Annotated in this window: 12 protein-coding genes; 6 read left to right on the forward strand and 6 right to left on the reverse strand. The window is 73.8% G+C overall.

What is annotated here, in order from left to right; translation table 11 throughout:
• Positions 1 to 9: 9 nt before the first annotated feature.
• The 3 genes from K7C20_RS15640 to K7C20_RS15650 form a co-directional block, all read right to left on the reverse strand.
• Positions 10 to 258: a hypothetical protein gene (locus K7C20_RS15640; protein ID WP_030082699.1), complete on the reverse strand. Its 249-nt coding sequence runs from the start codon at positions 256 to 258 to the stop codon at positions 10 to 12.
• Positions 259 to 313: 55 nt separating this feature from the next.
• Positions 314 to 883 carry a MepB family protein gene (locus K7C20_RS15645; RefSeq protein ID WP_048829567.1) on the reverse strand — a complete coding sequence of 190 codons (570 nt, stop codon included), beginning with the start codon at positions 881 to 883 and terminating at the stop codon, positions 314 to 316.
• 793 nt (positions 884 to 1,676) lie between these two features.
• Entirely contained in the window at positions 1,677 to 2,210 is a 534-nt protein-coding gene (locus tag K7C20_RS15650) for an AMP-binding protein (protein WP_245170941.1), read from the reverse strand.
• A 359-nt stretch (positions 2,211 to 2,569) separates the two neighbouring features.
• Here K7C20_RS15650 and K7C20_RS15655 point away from each other — a divergent pair, with 359 nt between their 5' ends.
• Positions 2,570 to 4,051 carry an MFS transporter gene (locus K7C20_RS15655; protein ID WP_246655305.1) on the forward strand — a complete coding sequence of 494 codons (1,482 nt, stop codon included), beginning with the start codon at positions 2,570 to 2,572 and terminating at the stop codon, positions 4,049 to 4,051.
• 24 nt (positions 4,052 to 4,075) lie between these two features.
• Here K7C20_RS15655 and K7C20_RS15660 read toward each other — a convergent pair whose 3' ends face one another.
• On the reverse strand, positions 4,076 to 5,572 hold the full coding sequence (locus K7C20_RS15660; protein WP_053208503.1) for an MBL fold metallo-hydrolase: 1,497 nt from the start codon (positions 5,570 to 5,572) through the stop codon (positions 4,076 to 4,078).
• A gap of 360 nt (positions 5,573 to 5,932) precedes the next feature.
• Between K7C20_RS15660 and K7C20_RS15665 the strand changes: the two genes are divergently transcribed.
• The 3 genes from K7C20_RS15665 to K7C20_RS15675 all read left to right on the forward strand — a co-directional run bounded on the left by K7C20_RS15665 (position 5,933) and on the right by K7C20_RS15675 (position 9,128).
• Positions 5,933 to 6,733 (forward strand): GntR family transcriptional regulator, encoded by an 801-nt coding sequence (locus K7C20_RS15665; protein ID WP_053208504.1) that lies wholly within the window; start codon positions 5,933 to 5,935, stop codon positions 6,731 to 6,733.
• The gene (locus K7C20_RS15670; RefSeq protein WP_246655306.1) at positions 6,718 to 7,827 is read left to right on the forward strand and encodes a TSUP family transporter; all 1,110 of its coding nucleotides are present in this window, start codon (positions 6,718 to 6,720) and stop codon (positions 7,825 to 7,827) included. Before K7C20_RS15665 ends, K7C20_RS15670 begins: the two co-directional genes overlap by 16 nt.
• A gap of 86 nt (positions 7,828 to 7,913) precedes the next feature.
• Positions 7,914 to 9,128: an NAD(P)/FAD-dependent oxidoreductase gene (locus tag K7C20_RS15675; protein WP_030082720.1), complete on the forward strand. Its 1,215-nt coding sequence runs from the start codon at positions 7,914 to 7,916 to the stop codon at positions 9,126 to 9,128.
• A gap of 54 nt (positions 9,129 to 9,182) precedes the next feature.
• On the opposite strand, the gene K7C20_RS15680 is transcribed toward K7C20_RS15675, so the two are convergent.
• On the reverse strand, positions 9,183 to 10,286 hold the full coding sequence (locus K7C20_RS15680) for a MerR family transcriptional regulator (protein ID WP_245170992.1): 1,104 nt from the start codon (positions 10,284 to 10,286) through the stop codon (positions 9,183 to 9,185).
• Between the two features lie 208 nt (positions 10,287 to 10,494).
• Positions 10,495 to 11,874 carry an amidohydrolase gene (locus tag K7C20_RS15685; protein ID WP_245170993.1) on the reverse strand — a complete coding sequence of 460 codons (1,380 nt, stop codon included), beginning with the start codon at positions 11,872 to 11,874 and terminating at the stop codon, positions 10,495 to 10,497.
• 212 nt (positions 11,875 to 12,086) lie between these two features.
• Here K7C20_RS15685 and K7C20_RS15690 point away from each other — a divergent pair, with 212 nt between their 5' ends.
• Together K7C20_RS15690 and K7C20_RS15695 are read left to right on the forward strand one after the other, a co-directional pair.
• The gene (locus tag K7C20_RS15690; RefSeq protein WP_053208760.1) at positions 12,087 to 13,118 is read left to right on the forward strand and encodes a methyltransferase; all 1,032 of its coding nucleotides are present in this window, start codon (positions 12,087 to 12,089) and stop codon (positions 13,116 to 13,118) included.
• A 107-nt stretch (positions 13,119 to 13,225) separates the two neighbouring features.
• Positions 13,226 to 14,383: a low temperature requirement protein A gene (locus K7C20_RS15695; RefSeq protein WP_030082734.1), complete on the forward strand. Its 1,158-nt coding sequence runs from the start codon at positions 13,226 to 13,228 to the stop codon at positions 14,381 to 14,383.
• Positions 14,384 to 14,787: the final 404 nt, after the last annotated feature.

A 14,787-nucleotide genomic window follows, 5' to 3' on the forward strand; every position in this document is an offset into this window, starting at 1 on the left:
TCGCCTCGCTCAGAGGTGGTGGGGCGGCTTTTCGTCGAGGAAGCGGGCGAGGTCGGCGGCGCTGTCACTGCCGCTCGGGCGCTCGCCCCAGCCACGGTCGGTGTCGTCCGAGGACTGCTGGTTCAGCGGGTCGTCGAAGATCAGCCTCGCCGCGGGCTTGCGGGCCGGGCGCGCAGCCGGCGCGGGCGCGGGGGCCTGCGCGGCCTCGGACGCGTCCTCGGGTGCGGGGGCCGACTCGGGTTCGGGGGTGGTGCTCACCCCTCCAGGGTACGGGCGCGCCACGAGCGCTCCCGTTCGGCACGGGGCCCGTCGGTCACGGGTGATAGAGCGCTCGGGCACGGGCCTGGTCGAGGGGGCCGTCCGCACCGATCGGCAGGAAGTGGTCCACCTGCCATGCCTGTGCACTGCGGGCCTGGCGATTGGCGGTCTCCACCCACGGCGGGTAGACGCGGAACGCCCGCTTGCCGCCCGAGCCGTTGCGGGAAACAATGCCCCGCTCGGCGAGCACGTCGCGCGGGAAGACGAAGTGCCCGAACTGCCGGTCCTGGCGGCTGCTGATGACGAAGAGATCGACCGGGTCCCCGGCGTCGAAGGGCTGGATGGGCCCTCCGGGGCACCGCTTCCACACCGTGACGAACTGCCCGGCCTTCGTCGGGGTCGTCTTGGCCACCCGGAACCTGACGCAGGAACCATCGAGGGTGAACTCATGTGCCGCGTACTCGGCGCTCTCCGCTTCGGGCACCGGACGGGAGCAGGTGAAGCCACACGGGTCGTACACCCTCGTCCGCGCCGCGCGAAGGTCCTCGTGCAGCGTTTCCCCACCTGTCCACGGCTCGGGATCTGCGGGGCAGTGTGCCGAGGAGTCCATGGGTTTTGTCGCCATTGCGCCATCGTGTCATTGCCGTCCGTCGCACAGGGCGGCGGGATACCGGCAGCCACGCGCGGCGCGCGGGAGACAGGCCGTGAACCCTCTCGCACCGGGGACGGCGCGTCTCCGCCTCAGGGGCGTCTCCTCGTAGGGGGCGTCTCCCTCTAGCGGCCCTTGTCGTGGGTGGGTATGGGGTGCGGGCGGTGGCCGTCCCGGGGGCGGGTCGGCGGGCTCTGTGAGGCGTGGCTGCGCCTGAGGGGCCGGTTCCGGTCGGAGCCGGGCAGGGGGTGGCGGGGGTGTGCGTACTCATGGCGGGCCATGGGACGGCGGCCTTTCCGGTCGGGGGAGGGTGCGGCGGCCCGGTCGGAGAAGTCGACGGGCGGCCGGTTCGTTGACCCGGGCGGTAGGGCGGAATGCGACGCCGAGAGCGAGGAAGGCGGTGAGCGCGACCTCGGGAAGCAGTGCGGGGTGGACGTGCGGCAGCAGGCGGCCGCCCAGGGCGATGGCGAGGATCACGAGAAACACAACGGCCGAGCCCACCGGCGTCGCATGGAGCACCGGAGGCCTCGGCCGAGGCGGCGCCACTGGTGCCTCCGGGTCCGCAGCCGGGGCAGGTGGGGCATCTGAGTGCTGTGGCACGTACCCCACGCTAGGCACGGACGAGGCACCTGGCCTGTTCTGTGGCCTTAGCGGGTGAAGGGTGCGCTGTCGGCAGGTGAAGGATGCGCCCTCGGCAAGCGAAGGGTGCGCCCTCTCCTGGGGCGCGGACCGTCCGTGCCCGGGGTGGAAGGCCCCGTCAGCTGCCCCGTCAGCGGGTGACGGGCCGGGCGCCCAGTGCTTCGTGCCACCACAGGTCGCGGCCCGGCTTCCAGGAGACCGGCCGCGAGCACCGGTTCACCACCAGCACGGTGCGGTCCGGCGCGCCCCCCGCGGCCGCGCCCCGCGCCAGCGCATGGTCGAGCAGCGCCTTCACCGGCCGTACGGCCCCGTCCCAGAACGCCGCATCGGCCGTGATCAGCACCCGGGCCGAGGACTCACGCGTCCGTGCGACCAGTTCGGGCACCGTCAACGAGACCGGCAGCGTGGTGCGTATCGCATCCAGCCGGCCGCAGGCGAGCGTGGCGATCACCGACTCGGGCACGAGCGGCAGATGCACCGCGACCCGGTCGCCGGGCCGTACCCCGAGCCGGGTGAGCGTGGCCGCGGCCCGCTCGGCCTGGTCGAGGAGCATGCCGTGCGTCAACTCCTCCTGGCGCCCGGGCTCCCCGCTCCAGGTGAGGGCGATTCGTGACGCCTCCGGTTCTTGCACTTCCCGGGCGTCATCTGCATGCTCTGAGGTCATACGGCGCAACATGCGGATCAGGATGTAGATCACCGATCAACGTTCGCTGAACGTCCGCTGTATGAGGCCTGCGCCCGCCTCTCCCGCACCCGCGCGGCCGCACTCGCGCCGGGCCTTCCGGCTCACCGCAGCGTGCTCCTCCGCCGCCTCGCAGGCACTCCGGCTCCACCGCACCCGGCCCCCGCATATCGCGCCGGGCCGCTCGGCTCACCGCAACAGCCCCTTCGGCCGGTGCGCACATTGCGCCCCAGGCGTCCTGCCCCTCTCCGGTGCACTTCATCCCCCCTCTCCCCTCCTTTTTCCCGTTTCCCTCCGCAGATGCGAGAGCCGGACCCGTGAGAGGCGGCCCGATGCCCGTCATGCCGAAACCCGAACCGCACCCCCGCCTGGGCACACACACCCGCCACGGCCCGTGCACCCGCCTTGGCCCGCAGGCCCGTTGGGCGCTGGCCGCCGTCGCCACCGGCGCCTTCTGCGTCCAGCTGGACTCCTTTGCGCTGGCCCCGGCGCTCCCCGCCGTCCGCGATGCCCTGCACGGTTCGGCCACCGCCACGCCCTGGGTCGTCAGCGGCTATCTGCTGGCCGCCGGTTCCCTGATGCCGGTCGCCGGCCGTCTCGGCGACCTCTACGGGCGGCGCCGGATGCTGATCCTCGGTCTGTCCCTCTTCGCTGTCACCGCCGTGCTGTGCGCGCTGGCACCGTCGCTGCCGCTGCTGGTGGCGGCGCGGGTGGGGCAGGGCGCCGGCTGCGCGCTGATCATGCCCGTCGGGCTGGCCCTGCTGACCAACGCCTGTCCGCCGGGGTGTGCGCGCCGGGTGACGGGCCGTGCGCTGGGGCTGGCCGGACTGGCCACCGTCTGCGGGCCGTTGCTCGGCGGCATGCTCGCCCAGTCGGTGTCCTGGCGGGCCGTCTTCTGGCTGACGGTGCCGCTCGCCCTGGCCGCCGCGCTGTGCGCCCGCCGGGCGGCGGAGTCCCGCGCTCCGGCCGGCCCTTCCCTCGACGCCGCCGGAGCGGTCACCGCCACGGGCGTGTTGGCCTGTCTGGCCCGCTGGCTGGAAGACACCGCGGCCTGGGGCTGGGTGGCCGGCGCGGCGCTGCTCGGCGCGCTGTTCGTACGGGCCGAGCGGCGCTCCCCCGCCCCGCTGGTGGACCTTGCGCTGTTCCGTAACCGCCCTTACGTGGCGCTGACCGTGGCCGGTGCGGTCGCCAACTCCGCGATCGTGACGCTGTTGTACGTCGTCCCTGTGATGCTGCAGCGGACCCAGGGGTGGTCGGGGCCGGCCGCGGGGGTGGCCTTTCTCGCCCCCGCCGCCGCGCTGGCCGCCGGCGGCCCGACGGCCGGCCGGGTGCGTCCCGCGGCGGCCGTGCCGGTGATGGCGCTCTGCCTGGCCGCCGCCGCGGTGGCGCTGGGGGCCTGCGAGCACGCTACGGACACGTCCGCCCTGCTGCCGGCCGCGACGGGGGCCGCGGCGCCGCTGGGCGTGGCCGGCGGGCTCGCCCTCACCGGCACCCAGGCGGTCGTACGCCGCGAACGCGCGGGGGAGGCGTCCGGCGTGACCAAGGCCGTGATGACAGCCACGGCGGGGGTCGGGCTCGCCCTCGCCGGTACTGCCACGACACGCAGCGGCGGCGGCCGCCCGTCCCTGGCCCTCCCCGCCGCCGCCTGCCTGGTCACCGCCGCGGCCCTGGTGCTCGTACGGGGGCGCGGGCGTCGCCAGCCGGAGCGTCGCCGGCGGGGGCGTCGCCGGCGGGGGCGTCGCCGGCGGGGGCGTCGCCGGCGGGGGCGTCGCCGGCGGGGGCGTCGCCGGCGGGGGCGTCGCCGGCGGGGGCGTCGCGGCTGAGGTAGCGGCCCACCGATGGCGCGCTCACCCCACGGCCGCCGCCACCACCGCCTCGTATCCCCCCACCACGTCGCACACATCGCCGAACCCGCGCGCCTCCAGCAGTGCCGCCGCGATCACCGACCGGCCGCCGCTGCGGCAGTACAGGACCACCGGGCGGGCCGGGTCCAGTTCGGTGAGGTGCTGGGAGAGGCCGGCCAGCGGGATGTTGCGGGCGCCGGGGAGGGCGCCCGCCTCGTACTCGGCCGGGTTGCGGACGTCGATCAACTGAAGGCCGACCGCGGGCGCTTCGGCCGCTGGTGCACCGGGTGCCGGCGCGCCGGGCCCCGGGGCGCCGGCCGCGGGTGCACCGGGTACTGCTGCGCCGACCGCCGCGACATCGCCCGGCTGCGGCTGTTCCAGGGCGAGTTCGTCGTGGCGGACGCGGCGGCTGCGGCGGGTGAGGGCGGGCGTGCGCTCCAGTACGGCGGCCGGGTCGGACAGGTGGCCCAGGACGCGGTCGTAGCCGATGCGGGCGAGGCGGAGGCGGGCCTCCTGCTCCGTACCGGGGTCGGCGATCAGCACGACGGGGGTGCCCGGGGCGACCACGCTGCCGGCGTACTCCGCGAACCGGGTGTCCAGGCTTGTATGGAGCGAACCGGCCAGGTGCGCGCGGGTGTAGGCGGCCGACGGGCGGCAGTCGAGGAGGGCGGCGCCCTGCCGGTCGCGGGCCGCGAGCGCCTCGTCCAGGGTGAGCGCGGCCGGCGGGCCGGGGTCCAGGAGGGGGTGGCCGTCGCGGTTGAGGGCCGCGTCGTGCGCGAAGTACCCGGGGGTGGCGGGCTGGCCCGCGGTGACCAGGCGGACGAAGTCGGCCTCCGGCATGGGCTGGAGGGCGTAGTTGAGGCGGCGCTGGTCACCGATGGTGGAGCTGGTCTCGGTGGAGAGGCTGCGGCCGCAGGCGGAACCGGCGCCGTGTGCGGGAAAGACCCGGGTCGCGTCCGGGAGGGTCAGGAGTTTGGTGTGCAGGGAGCGGTACAGACGGACGGCCATGTCGTGCGGGGAGTGTCCGGCGGCGGAGAGCAGGTCGGGGCGGCCGACATCGCCGACGAAGAGGGTGTCACCGGTGAGCACGCCGAACGGCACCTCGTCGTCGGGGTGTTCGCGGATGACCAGACAGATGGATTCGAGGGTGTGGCCAGGGGTGGCGAGGGCGGTGAGGGTGACCCCCTCGGTGTCGTCCGCCCCGAGCGAGATGCGCTCGCCGTCCCGTAACCGCCGTATGGGGAAGCCGGTTTCGGCGGCTTCGCCGAAGGCGATGGCGGCGTCGGTGGCCCGCGCGAGTTCGAGGTGGCCGGAGAGGAAGTCGGCGTGAACGTGCGTCTCGATGACGAGTTCGATGCGCAGGCCGGCGGCTTCCGCGTCGTGCAGATAGTCGTCGATGTCGCGGCGTGGGTCGACGAGGACGGCGCGTCCGGTGGTCTCGTCGCCGATCAGATACGACGCCTGGGAGAGGCAGTCGAGGTAGTACTGCGCGAAGTGCACGGTCGGCCTCCAGGGGTGCGCGGGGCCCGTGCGCGGCGGCTGGGGCCCGCTCGGGCAGAGTGCGTTGTGCGGATGCACGGATGTACGTACATTAGGGAGCCGGGTGGCGGGCGAACAAGCCGGGGCCGCCGTCCGGCGCCCATATGACCGCCCATCAGACGAACACGAGGGACCCCGCCCTCGGACGCACCCGCACGACCTCGCCTCGCCCACCTCGCCTCAGGCGTCGCACGTGACGTCGCACCGCAGGGTCACAGGTGACTTCGTGCCAGATGCGGCGCCCCAGGCGGCCTCGCCCCGGCTGACCCGGCATCACCGACCGCACCCTCACCACCCCGTACGCCCGCGGAGGAACCCACCATGACGACCGAGCCGCCGGATGGCGCGCACGGCCCGCGCCCCCTGGACCGGCGCTCGCCGCTGCCCCTGTGGGCCCAGCTCTTCGACGATCTGCGCCGCCGGATGGAAACCGGCGAGTTCAGCGCGGAGTTCCCGGCCGAGCACCGGCTCACCGGCGAGTACGAGGTCAGCCGGCACACCGTCCGGGAGGCGCTGCGCAAGCTGCGCGCCGACGGCCTGGTGATCGCCGAACGCGGCCGCACCAGCCGGCTGGACACCCGTCGCATACAGCAGCCACTGGGCTCTCTCTACAGCCTCTTCCGCGAGCTGGAGGGCCAGGGCGTGGACCAGCGCAGCGAGGTGCTGCGGCTGGAGCGGACCGTGGACGGGACGATCGCCGGGCATCTGGGGCTGGTGGCGGACGCGCCGCTGGTCGTACTGGAGCGGCTGCGGCTCGCGGACGGCGAACCGCTCGCCCACGACACCGCGTATCTGCCCGCCGAGGTCGCCGAGCCGCTGCTGGACGCCGACTTCGGGCACACCTCGCTCTACGGCGAACTGACGCGCCGCTGCGGGGTGAAGGTCACCGGCGGCCGCGAGCGGATCCAGCCGTTCCTGCCGGACATCCGGCAGGCGTGGCTGCTGGGGCTCGCCGACCGGGAGGCGGCGTTCACCATCGAACGGCTGGGGCGGGCCGGGGAGCGGCCGGTGGAGTGGCGCGAGACGGTGGTCCGCGGCGACCGGTTCACCTTCGTCGCGGAGTGGTCCGACGCAAGCCCGGCCGTCGCCCTTGCGCCGCGGGCCTCGTGTCCGTCCTCATAGCCGCCGCGGCGGTGCCGTGCGGACTGCTGATCGGGGTGCTGCTGGGCGCGCTCGGCGGCGGCGGCTCCGTGCTGGCGGTGCCCGCGCTGGTCTATCTGCTGGGGCAGTCGCCGCACGAGGCGACCGCGGGCGCGCTGATCGTCGTCACGGTCGGCGCGGTGACCGGAATGGCCTGCCACGCCCGCGCCGGGCGGGTCCGGTGGGCGGCCGGTGCGGCCTTCGGGGCGCTGGGTACGGCCGGCAGCTACCTCGGTTCCCGGTGGAGCGCGGCGCTGGACCCTGCGGTGCTGATGGCCGCCTTCGCCGGTCTGCTGCTCGTGGTGGCGGCGACGCTGCTGTTACGGGTGCTGCGCGAGCGCCGGACGGCGGTCGGCGCCCGCCCCTTACGGATACCCACGGAGAACGCGTCCTCAGGGGGCCCGACGGGGGCTGTGCCCTTACGGGACCCGGCGGAGCAGGTGCCTTCACGGCCGTTACGCGACCCCGAGGAGCCCGCGCCCTTACGCGACCCCGAGGAGCCCGCGCCCTTACGGGACGCCGCGGAGCCCGTGCCCCTACGAGATCTCACGCAGCCCATGCCCTTACCGGACGCCCCTGAGCCCGCACCCTTCCGGGACACCCCGGATCCGGCCCCTTCCCCTGGCCGCACCGGCCCCGCCCGTCACCCGCAGCCCGGCCCCGCGCATCCCCTGCGCCCTACCCGTCCCGCCCACCCCACCCGTCCCGCCCGGTTCGCCGTGACCGCCTCCGCCGTCGGGCTGCTCACCGGCTTCTTCGGGGTCGGCGGCGGCTTCGTCGTCGTCCCGGCCCTCACTCTGGTCCTGGGCCTGGAGATGCCGGCCGCGATCGGCACCTCCCTCCTCGTCATCCTCATCAACTCCCTTACGGCGCTGGGCACCCGGGCCGGCACCGGAGCGCCGGACTGGCCGCTGCTGGCGGGCTTCGCGGCCTGCGCGGCGGTCGGCAGCCACCTCGGCAACCGCCTCACCACCCGCCTGCGCCCGCAGACCCTGACCACGGCCTTCGCCTGCCTCGTCACCGTCCTCGCCGTCTCCATGGCGGCCGCCGCACTCCCCCGCCTCTGGGCCCCCTGACCGCCCCGGCCGCCACCACGCCACCCGCCCGTCACTTCGCCCACCCACCACTCCACCGACCCTTTCCACCCACCAGGAGGAAACACATGGCCCCCGCACCCGCCGCCCCGTCCCACCACCAGGTCCTGATCGTCGGCGGCGGCACCGCAGGCATCACCGTCGCCGCCCGGTTACGCCGCGCCGGAATCCGGGACATCGCACTGCTGGAGCCCTCCGAAACGCACTGGTACCAGCCGCTGTGGACGCTGGTCGGCGGCGGACAGGCCCCGTTGCGCGCCGCACTGCGCACCGAAGCCGACGTCATGCCACCCGGCGTGCGCTGGCTGCGTGAGCGCGCCACCGCCGTCGACCCGGCCACCCGTACGGTCACCACCGCCTCCGGCCGGGTCCTCTCCTACGGGCGGCTGGTCCTCAGCCCCGGCCTGCACCTCGACTGGGACGGCGTGCCCGGCCTGGCCGGGGCCCTCGGACACGGCGGGGTGAGCAGCAACTACCGGCCCGATCTCGCCCCGCTCACCTGGGAGTTGATCCGTCGGATGCGGCGCGGCACGGCCGTGTTCACCATGCCGTCCGGGCCGGTGAAGTGCGGCGGCGCCCCGCAGAAGATCGCGTACCTGGCGGCCGACCACTGGCGCAAGCGCGGTGTACTGGACGCGATCCGCACCATCCTGGTGCTCCCGGAGCCCGCGATGTTCAAGGTGCCGGTCTTCTCCCGCGCGCTGACGGAGACGGCCCGGAGGTACGGCATCGAGGTGCGGCTGAGCTCCGAGATGACCCGGCTCGACGGCGCGGCGCGCGAGGCGGTGATCACCGACCACACCACCGGCACGGACGAGACCATCCGCTACGACCTGCTGCACGCCGTACCGCCGCAGCGCGCCCCCGCATGGCTGGCCGACGGCCCGCTCGCCGACCCCGCCTCCCCGTACGGGTACGTCAAGGCCGACCGGGAAACCCTCCAACACCCTGATTTCCCGAACGTGTTCGTCCTGGGCGACGTCGCCAATCTGCCGACGTCCAAAACGGGTGCCGCGATCCGCAAGCAGGCCCCGGTCGTCGTCGCCAACCTCCTCGCCGGTCTGCGCGGACGCCCCGGCACCGCCCGCTACGACGGCTACACCTCCTGCCCCCTGGTCACCGCCCGGCACAAGATGCTGCTCGCAGAGTTCGACTACGACCTGGAGCCCACCCCGTCGATCCCGTTCATCGACACCACCCGGGAGCGCACCGATATGTGGTTCCTCAAGCGCTACGGGCTGCCGCAGCTCTACTTCAAGGGGATGCTCAAGGGTCTGGCCTGACGACGGCCGGCGCGGCGGCGGGACCCGTGCCCCGCCGCCGCGCTCACCCTCCTCCTACGCCGCCGCCAACTCCCCCACCACACACCCCGCGTTGTCCGGCGCCCCCGCCTCGCGGGCCAGCCGGACCAGGTCCCGTACGGCCTGGTCGGGGCCGCCGGCCGTGGTCAGTACGTCCTGGATCGTCTCGGCCGGCAGCACGCCGGTCAGGCCGTCCGTGCACAGCAGATAGCGCTCGCCGGGACGCGCCTCCACCAGTTGCAGGTCGGGGGCGAACGCGGTGCCGCCCTCCAGCGACCGCAGCAGCATCGCGCGCTGTGGGTGCGACGACGCCTCCTCGGGGGTGAGCCGGCCCTCGTCGACCAGCGACTGGACCAGGCTGTGGTCGTGGGTGATGCGGAAGAGGCCGGAGTCGCGCAGGACGTAGGCGCGGGAGTCGCCGATGTGCAGCAGCGCCAGCTGCGAGCCGGAGCGGAGCAGTGCGGTGAGGGTGCTGCCGGAGGCCTCGTTTGCCGACGGGGCGGCGCGGTGTGCGCGATGGGCCGCCTCCTCCAGGACGCCAAGCAGATCCGCGGAGGTCAGGTCCCGGTTCTCCAGGTCCTTGAGCGCCTCGATCGCGGCCGTCGCGGCGGGGCCGCCGCGCGGGCCGTAGCCGTCGGCCACGGCCAGCAGCCGCGGTCCCGCGTAGGCGGCGTCCTGGTTGGCCGGGCGCACCAGGCCCCGGTCGGTCAGGGCGGCGCAGCGCATCGTCAAAGGGGTACGCGGTTCGGTCATGACGGTGTCCTTCCTGGACAGCTGGTCGACGAGGAAGGCGGCCAGGTCCCGGCGCGCGGCGGTGTCGGCCTCGACCTGCGCCCAGTACGCGGTGACCGCCGCGGCTGCCGCGGACGGCGCCAGCTCGCACACCTCGCGGATGCGGGCCAGCGGCATACCGAGCCGGCGCAGCCAGGCCACCAGCCGGGCCCGCTCCAGCTGGGCGGGCGCGTAGAGGCGGTAGCCGCTGCGCGGGTCGACACGGGCCGGGGTCAGCAGGCCGAGCTCGCCGTAGAGCCGTAGCGCCTTCGGTGAGAGCCGGGAGGCCCGTGCGAAGGCCCCGATGGTCAGCAGCTCGCCGTCCCCGTAGGGCACCTCGCCCCCGTCTGCGATCGCCCGTCCGTCCACCCGTCCGCCCTCCTCGTACCGGGCGCTCGCCCGGCACGGCCGATGCTGGGGCTTCTCCCAAGGACAAGGTCAAACCTTTGCCGCCACCCCGCCACGACCGGCCTGTTCCGTCACCGCCACCCCGCCCCGACCGGCCTGTTCCGTCACCGCCACCCGCCCCGACCGGCCTGTTCCGTCACCGCCACCCCGCCCCGACCTGCCTGTTCCGTCACCGCCGCCCGGCCTGACCGGCCTGTCCCGTCGCCTCCCTCCCGCCGGCCGCGTCCGTCGCCTCCGTCCCGTCCTCCGTGCCCGCCGGAGCGAGCTGGTTGAGCGCCGCGGCGGTCAGCGCCTCGACGCCCATGGTGAGGGTCGGCCGGACCACCGGCACGAAGTGCGGCGAATGGTTGGACGGGATGTCCTGCGCCAGCCGCCCGGCCGCCAGCGCCGTACGGAACTCCTCCGGGTCCCAGCCGCCCAGCCACCAGTAGTAGAGCGGTGCCCCGGCGGCGGTCGCCAGGAGTCCGGCGTCCTCACTGCCGGTCGCCGGCTCGTAGGCGAACAGCCGCTGCTCACCGAAGAGTTGGGTGAACTGCTCATTGACCTGCCGCAGGGTCGTGGAGTCGTTGACGGTGACGGGGAAGGAGTCCAGGACCTCGGTCCCGGGGGCGCGGTCCGCACCGGAGGCCGCGGCCTCGGCGCGCGCGATGCGGTCGATGGCGGCGAGTACGGCCGTGCGCACCGTCTCGTCGAAGGTGCGGACGCTGAGGCGTACGACGGCGCGGTCGGGGATGACATTGGCGGTGCCCCCGGCCTGGAAGGAACCGACGCTGACCACCGCACGGTCCTTCGGCGCGACCTCACGGGCCACCACGGACTGCACCCGCTGCACGAAGGACGCCGCCATCAGGATCGGGTCGACGGTGGTCTCGGGCCGGGAGCCATGACCGCCGATGCCGTGGAAGGTGATCTCCAGGCTGTCCGCGGCGGCCATGCACGGACCGGGGCAGTACGCGATCAGCCCGGCGCCGAAGGGGGCGACATGCTGGGCCAGCACCACATCGGGTGTCGGGACGAGGTCCTTGCTGTAGAGGCCGGCGTCGAACATGGCGCGGGCGCCGCTGCCGACCTCCTCTGCGGGCTGGAAGAGCACGACCAGCGTGCCGGACCAGTGGGCGCGGCCCGCCGCGAGCAGATCGGCGGCGCCCAGCAGGCAGGTCACATGGACGTCGTGCCCGCAGGCATGCATCCGGCCGGGGACCGTGGAGGCGTAGTCCAGGCCGGAGTTCTCGGTGACGGGCAGTGCGTCCATGTCGGCGCGCAGCAGGACCACGGGTCCCGGGCCGTTGCGCAGCACGCCGACCACGCCGGTTTCGGCGATGCCGGTGGTCACGTCATAGCCGCAGCCGGTCAGCCGGCGGGCGGCCTCGGCGGCCGTACGGGTCTCCTGGAAGCCGAGTTCGGGATGGCGGTGCAGGTCTTCGTAGAGGGCCACGAGGTCCGCGAGGCGCTCGTCGAGCGGGGCCAGGACCATGGCGGGGGCGGAGTCGTCGCGGTGCTCGGCGTCATCGGTCGGGCCGGTCGTGCCTGTCGTGTCGCTGTCGCTCATACACGCATTCGACCATGAATCACCACCCCGCACCGAGGCCCGGTCCCCCACCCGCCCCGGAGCCGTCCCGTAGGGGCACTGCGCCCTTCCCTGGCCGGACTTCGCGGGTGCTCCGCCTCCCGTTCGTGACACCGGAGCCGACGGCTGCAACCGTGGCTCATCCTGCCTGCGACCGGGACCAGCACGCCCAAGCCGATGACTGGAGGCTGACGTTGGCCACTTCCCCCAACCGACCGACCGGCGAGCCCCGAGACCTCACGGCGCACCTGATGGACCAGGCCATGGGCCATGTCTTCTCCGCCGCCCTGCGCACCGCGGCGCACCACCGCATCGCCGACCAGCTCGCCGAGGGCCCGCGCACCGCCGAGCAGCTCGCCGCCGCCACCGGCACCCACACCCCGCATCTGCGCCGCGTACTGCGCTACCTCGCCACCCGCGGCATCTTCCGGGAGGACACCGCGGGCGCCTACCACCTGACGCCGACCGCGGCTCCCCTGCGTACCGACGTCCCCGACTCGCTGCACCCCGCCGTCATGATGATGACCGACGAGCTGCTCCTGCGGACCTCGGCCGCCCTCCCCGAGTCCGTACGGCACGACGGCGCGTCCTTCGAGCGGCTCTTCGGGGCGCCCCTCTTCGAGCATCTGCTGTCGGATCCGGCCGCCCGCCGGCTCTTCGACGACGGGATGTCCTCGCTGTCCGCCCCGGTCGACGAGGCGGTGGCGGCCGTGTATCCGTTCCCCGCGACCGGCACGGTCGTGGACATCGGCGGGGGCCGCGGCGGACTGCTGCGCGCCGCGCTGCGCCGCCACCCGCAACTGACCGGTGTGCTCTTCGACCAGGCCCCGCCGCTGGCCCATCACCTCTTGGACGGCGACGAGTTGAAGGGCCGCTGGCGCACCCAGGAGGGCGACTTCTTCGCGTCCGTACCGGAGGGCGGTGACGTCTATGTGCTCAAGCACGTCCTGCACGACTGGGCGGACGAGGCCTGCCTGCGCATCCTGCGGACCTGCCACCGGGCCATGGCGGCCGGCCGCCGGCTGCTGGTCATCGACGCCGTACTGCCGCCGGGCAACGCCCCGCACTTCGGCAAGACCCTGGACGTCGCGATGATGACGGTGCTCGACGGGCAGGAGCGGACCTCGGAGGAGTTCGCGACGCTGCTGTCGGCCGGCGGTTTCCGGCTGACGCGGGTGCTGCCCACACCGGCCTTCCCCTCGATCGTGGAGGCGGTCGCCGAGTAGCCGCCATACGGGGCGACACGACACGCCGCACCCCGCTCCCCTCATCGGCGGTTCCGCCCGCCCGCGCTGTACTGAGGCGGCCGCATCGGCCGACGAGAGGAGCTGACGTGCCGGTCCTCATGCGTGCGCGCCTCCGCGACGAGGAGCACCGCACCGCCACCCCGCTGGAGCTCTTCTTCGACCTGTGTTTCGTCGTGGCGATCGCCCAGGCCGGCCGCCAGCTGGCGCATGCGCTGGCCGAGGGGCACCCGGGGCACGGCATCTCCGGTTACCTGATGCTCTTCTTCGCCATCTGGTGGGCCTGGATGAACTTCAGCTGGTTCGCCTCGGCGTACGACACCGACGACGCGCTCTACCGCGTGGTGACGCTGGTCCAGATGGCGGGGGTGCTGGTGCTGGCCGCCGGCGTGCCGCGGGCCTTCGCCCAGAGCGACTTCACGGTCATCTGGTTCGGGTACGTGCTGATGCGGCTGGCCATGGTCACCCAGTGGCTGCGGGCCGCACGGGGCAGCCGGGGCGCCGAGCGGCGCACCGCACTGCGCTACGCCCTGGGGGTGACGGTGTGCCAGGTCGGCTGGCTGGGCCTGCTCGTACTGCCCAAGGGGGGCGTGCCCTGGGTGTTCGTGGTCGTCGGACTGCTGGAGCTGGCCGTCCCCGCACTGGCCGAACGGGAGCGGCAGACGGCCTGGCATCCCCATCACATCTCCGAGCGCTACGGCCTGTTCACCATCATCGTGCTGGGCGAGACGATCGCGGCGGCCACCCTCGCCGTGCAGTCGGCGCTGGACGAGAACGACGAACTGAGCACCCTGCTGCCGATCGCGGGCGGCGGCCTGCTGCTGGTCTTCGCCGCGTACTGGATCTACTTCGCGGTCCCCATCCACCTCCACCTGCGCTCGAACCGCCAGGCGTTCCTGTGGGGCTACGGCCACTACCTGGTCTTCGGTTCGGCGGCCGGGGTCGGCGCGGGCATCGAGATCGCGGTGGAGGAGGCGTTCGGCAAGGTGCATCTGTCGGCGTTCGCCGCGGCCGCCTGCGTCACGGTGCCGGCCGCGCTGTTCATGTTCACGGTGTGGCTGATCCACTCCCGGCACCAGAAGCGCGGCGCGGCCCAGCAGCTGGTGCTGCCGGTGTCGTCGGTCGCGGTCCTGGCGTGCACCTTCGCCGGGCACTGGGCGGTCCTGGCGGCCGGACTGGTGGCCTCCGCCACGGTCGCGACCGGCGTCGCCCTCACCACCCGTCAGGGCACCGCACTGGTGGAGTAGAAGGAGCCGTTCTGTCACCCATCTCGGCGAGCGCTGCGCCATCGATCTCGCAAAGGGGGTAGGCACAGGCTTCACAAGGCCCCTGCCCGCCCCTCTCCCCGTCCCCCATAAGTGTGCCGAACGGCCGTGCAAACCCCCGCAACCGCCCTGATCCTGCATCAGATTCGGCCATCTTCACCCCTCGGCCAGGTGAGGGGCCACCACCAGCGGACCCGCCACCTCCACCCGACACCCCATACCCCGTCAATTACCCACCAATGGACCCCACTTCCTGCCACTTCACGCCCCGGTTTCCCCCTGTTCACCAGGTCCAGCGGAGGCGCGCCGATACTGAAGCGGTAGGGTGCAGATTGCCCTTTTTATGACAGGGGTTCCCCTGTGGAAGAGCCGCAGGAAGCCCCGGA

The organism is Streptomyces decoyicus (genome assembly GCF_019880305.1).
Lineage (GTDB): Bacteria > Actinomycetota > Actinomycetes > Streptomycetales > Streptomycetaceae > Streptomyces > Streptomyces decoyicus.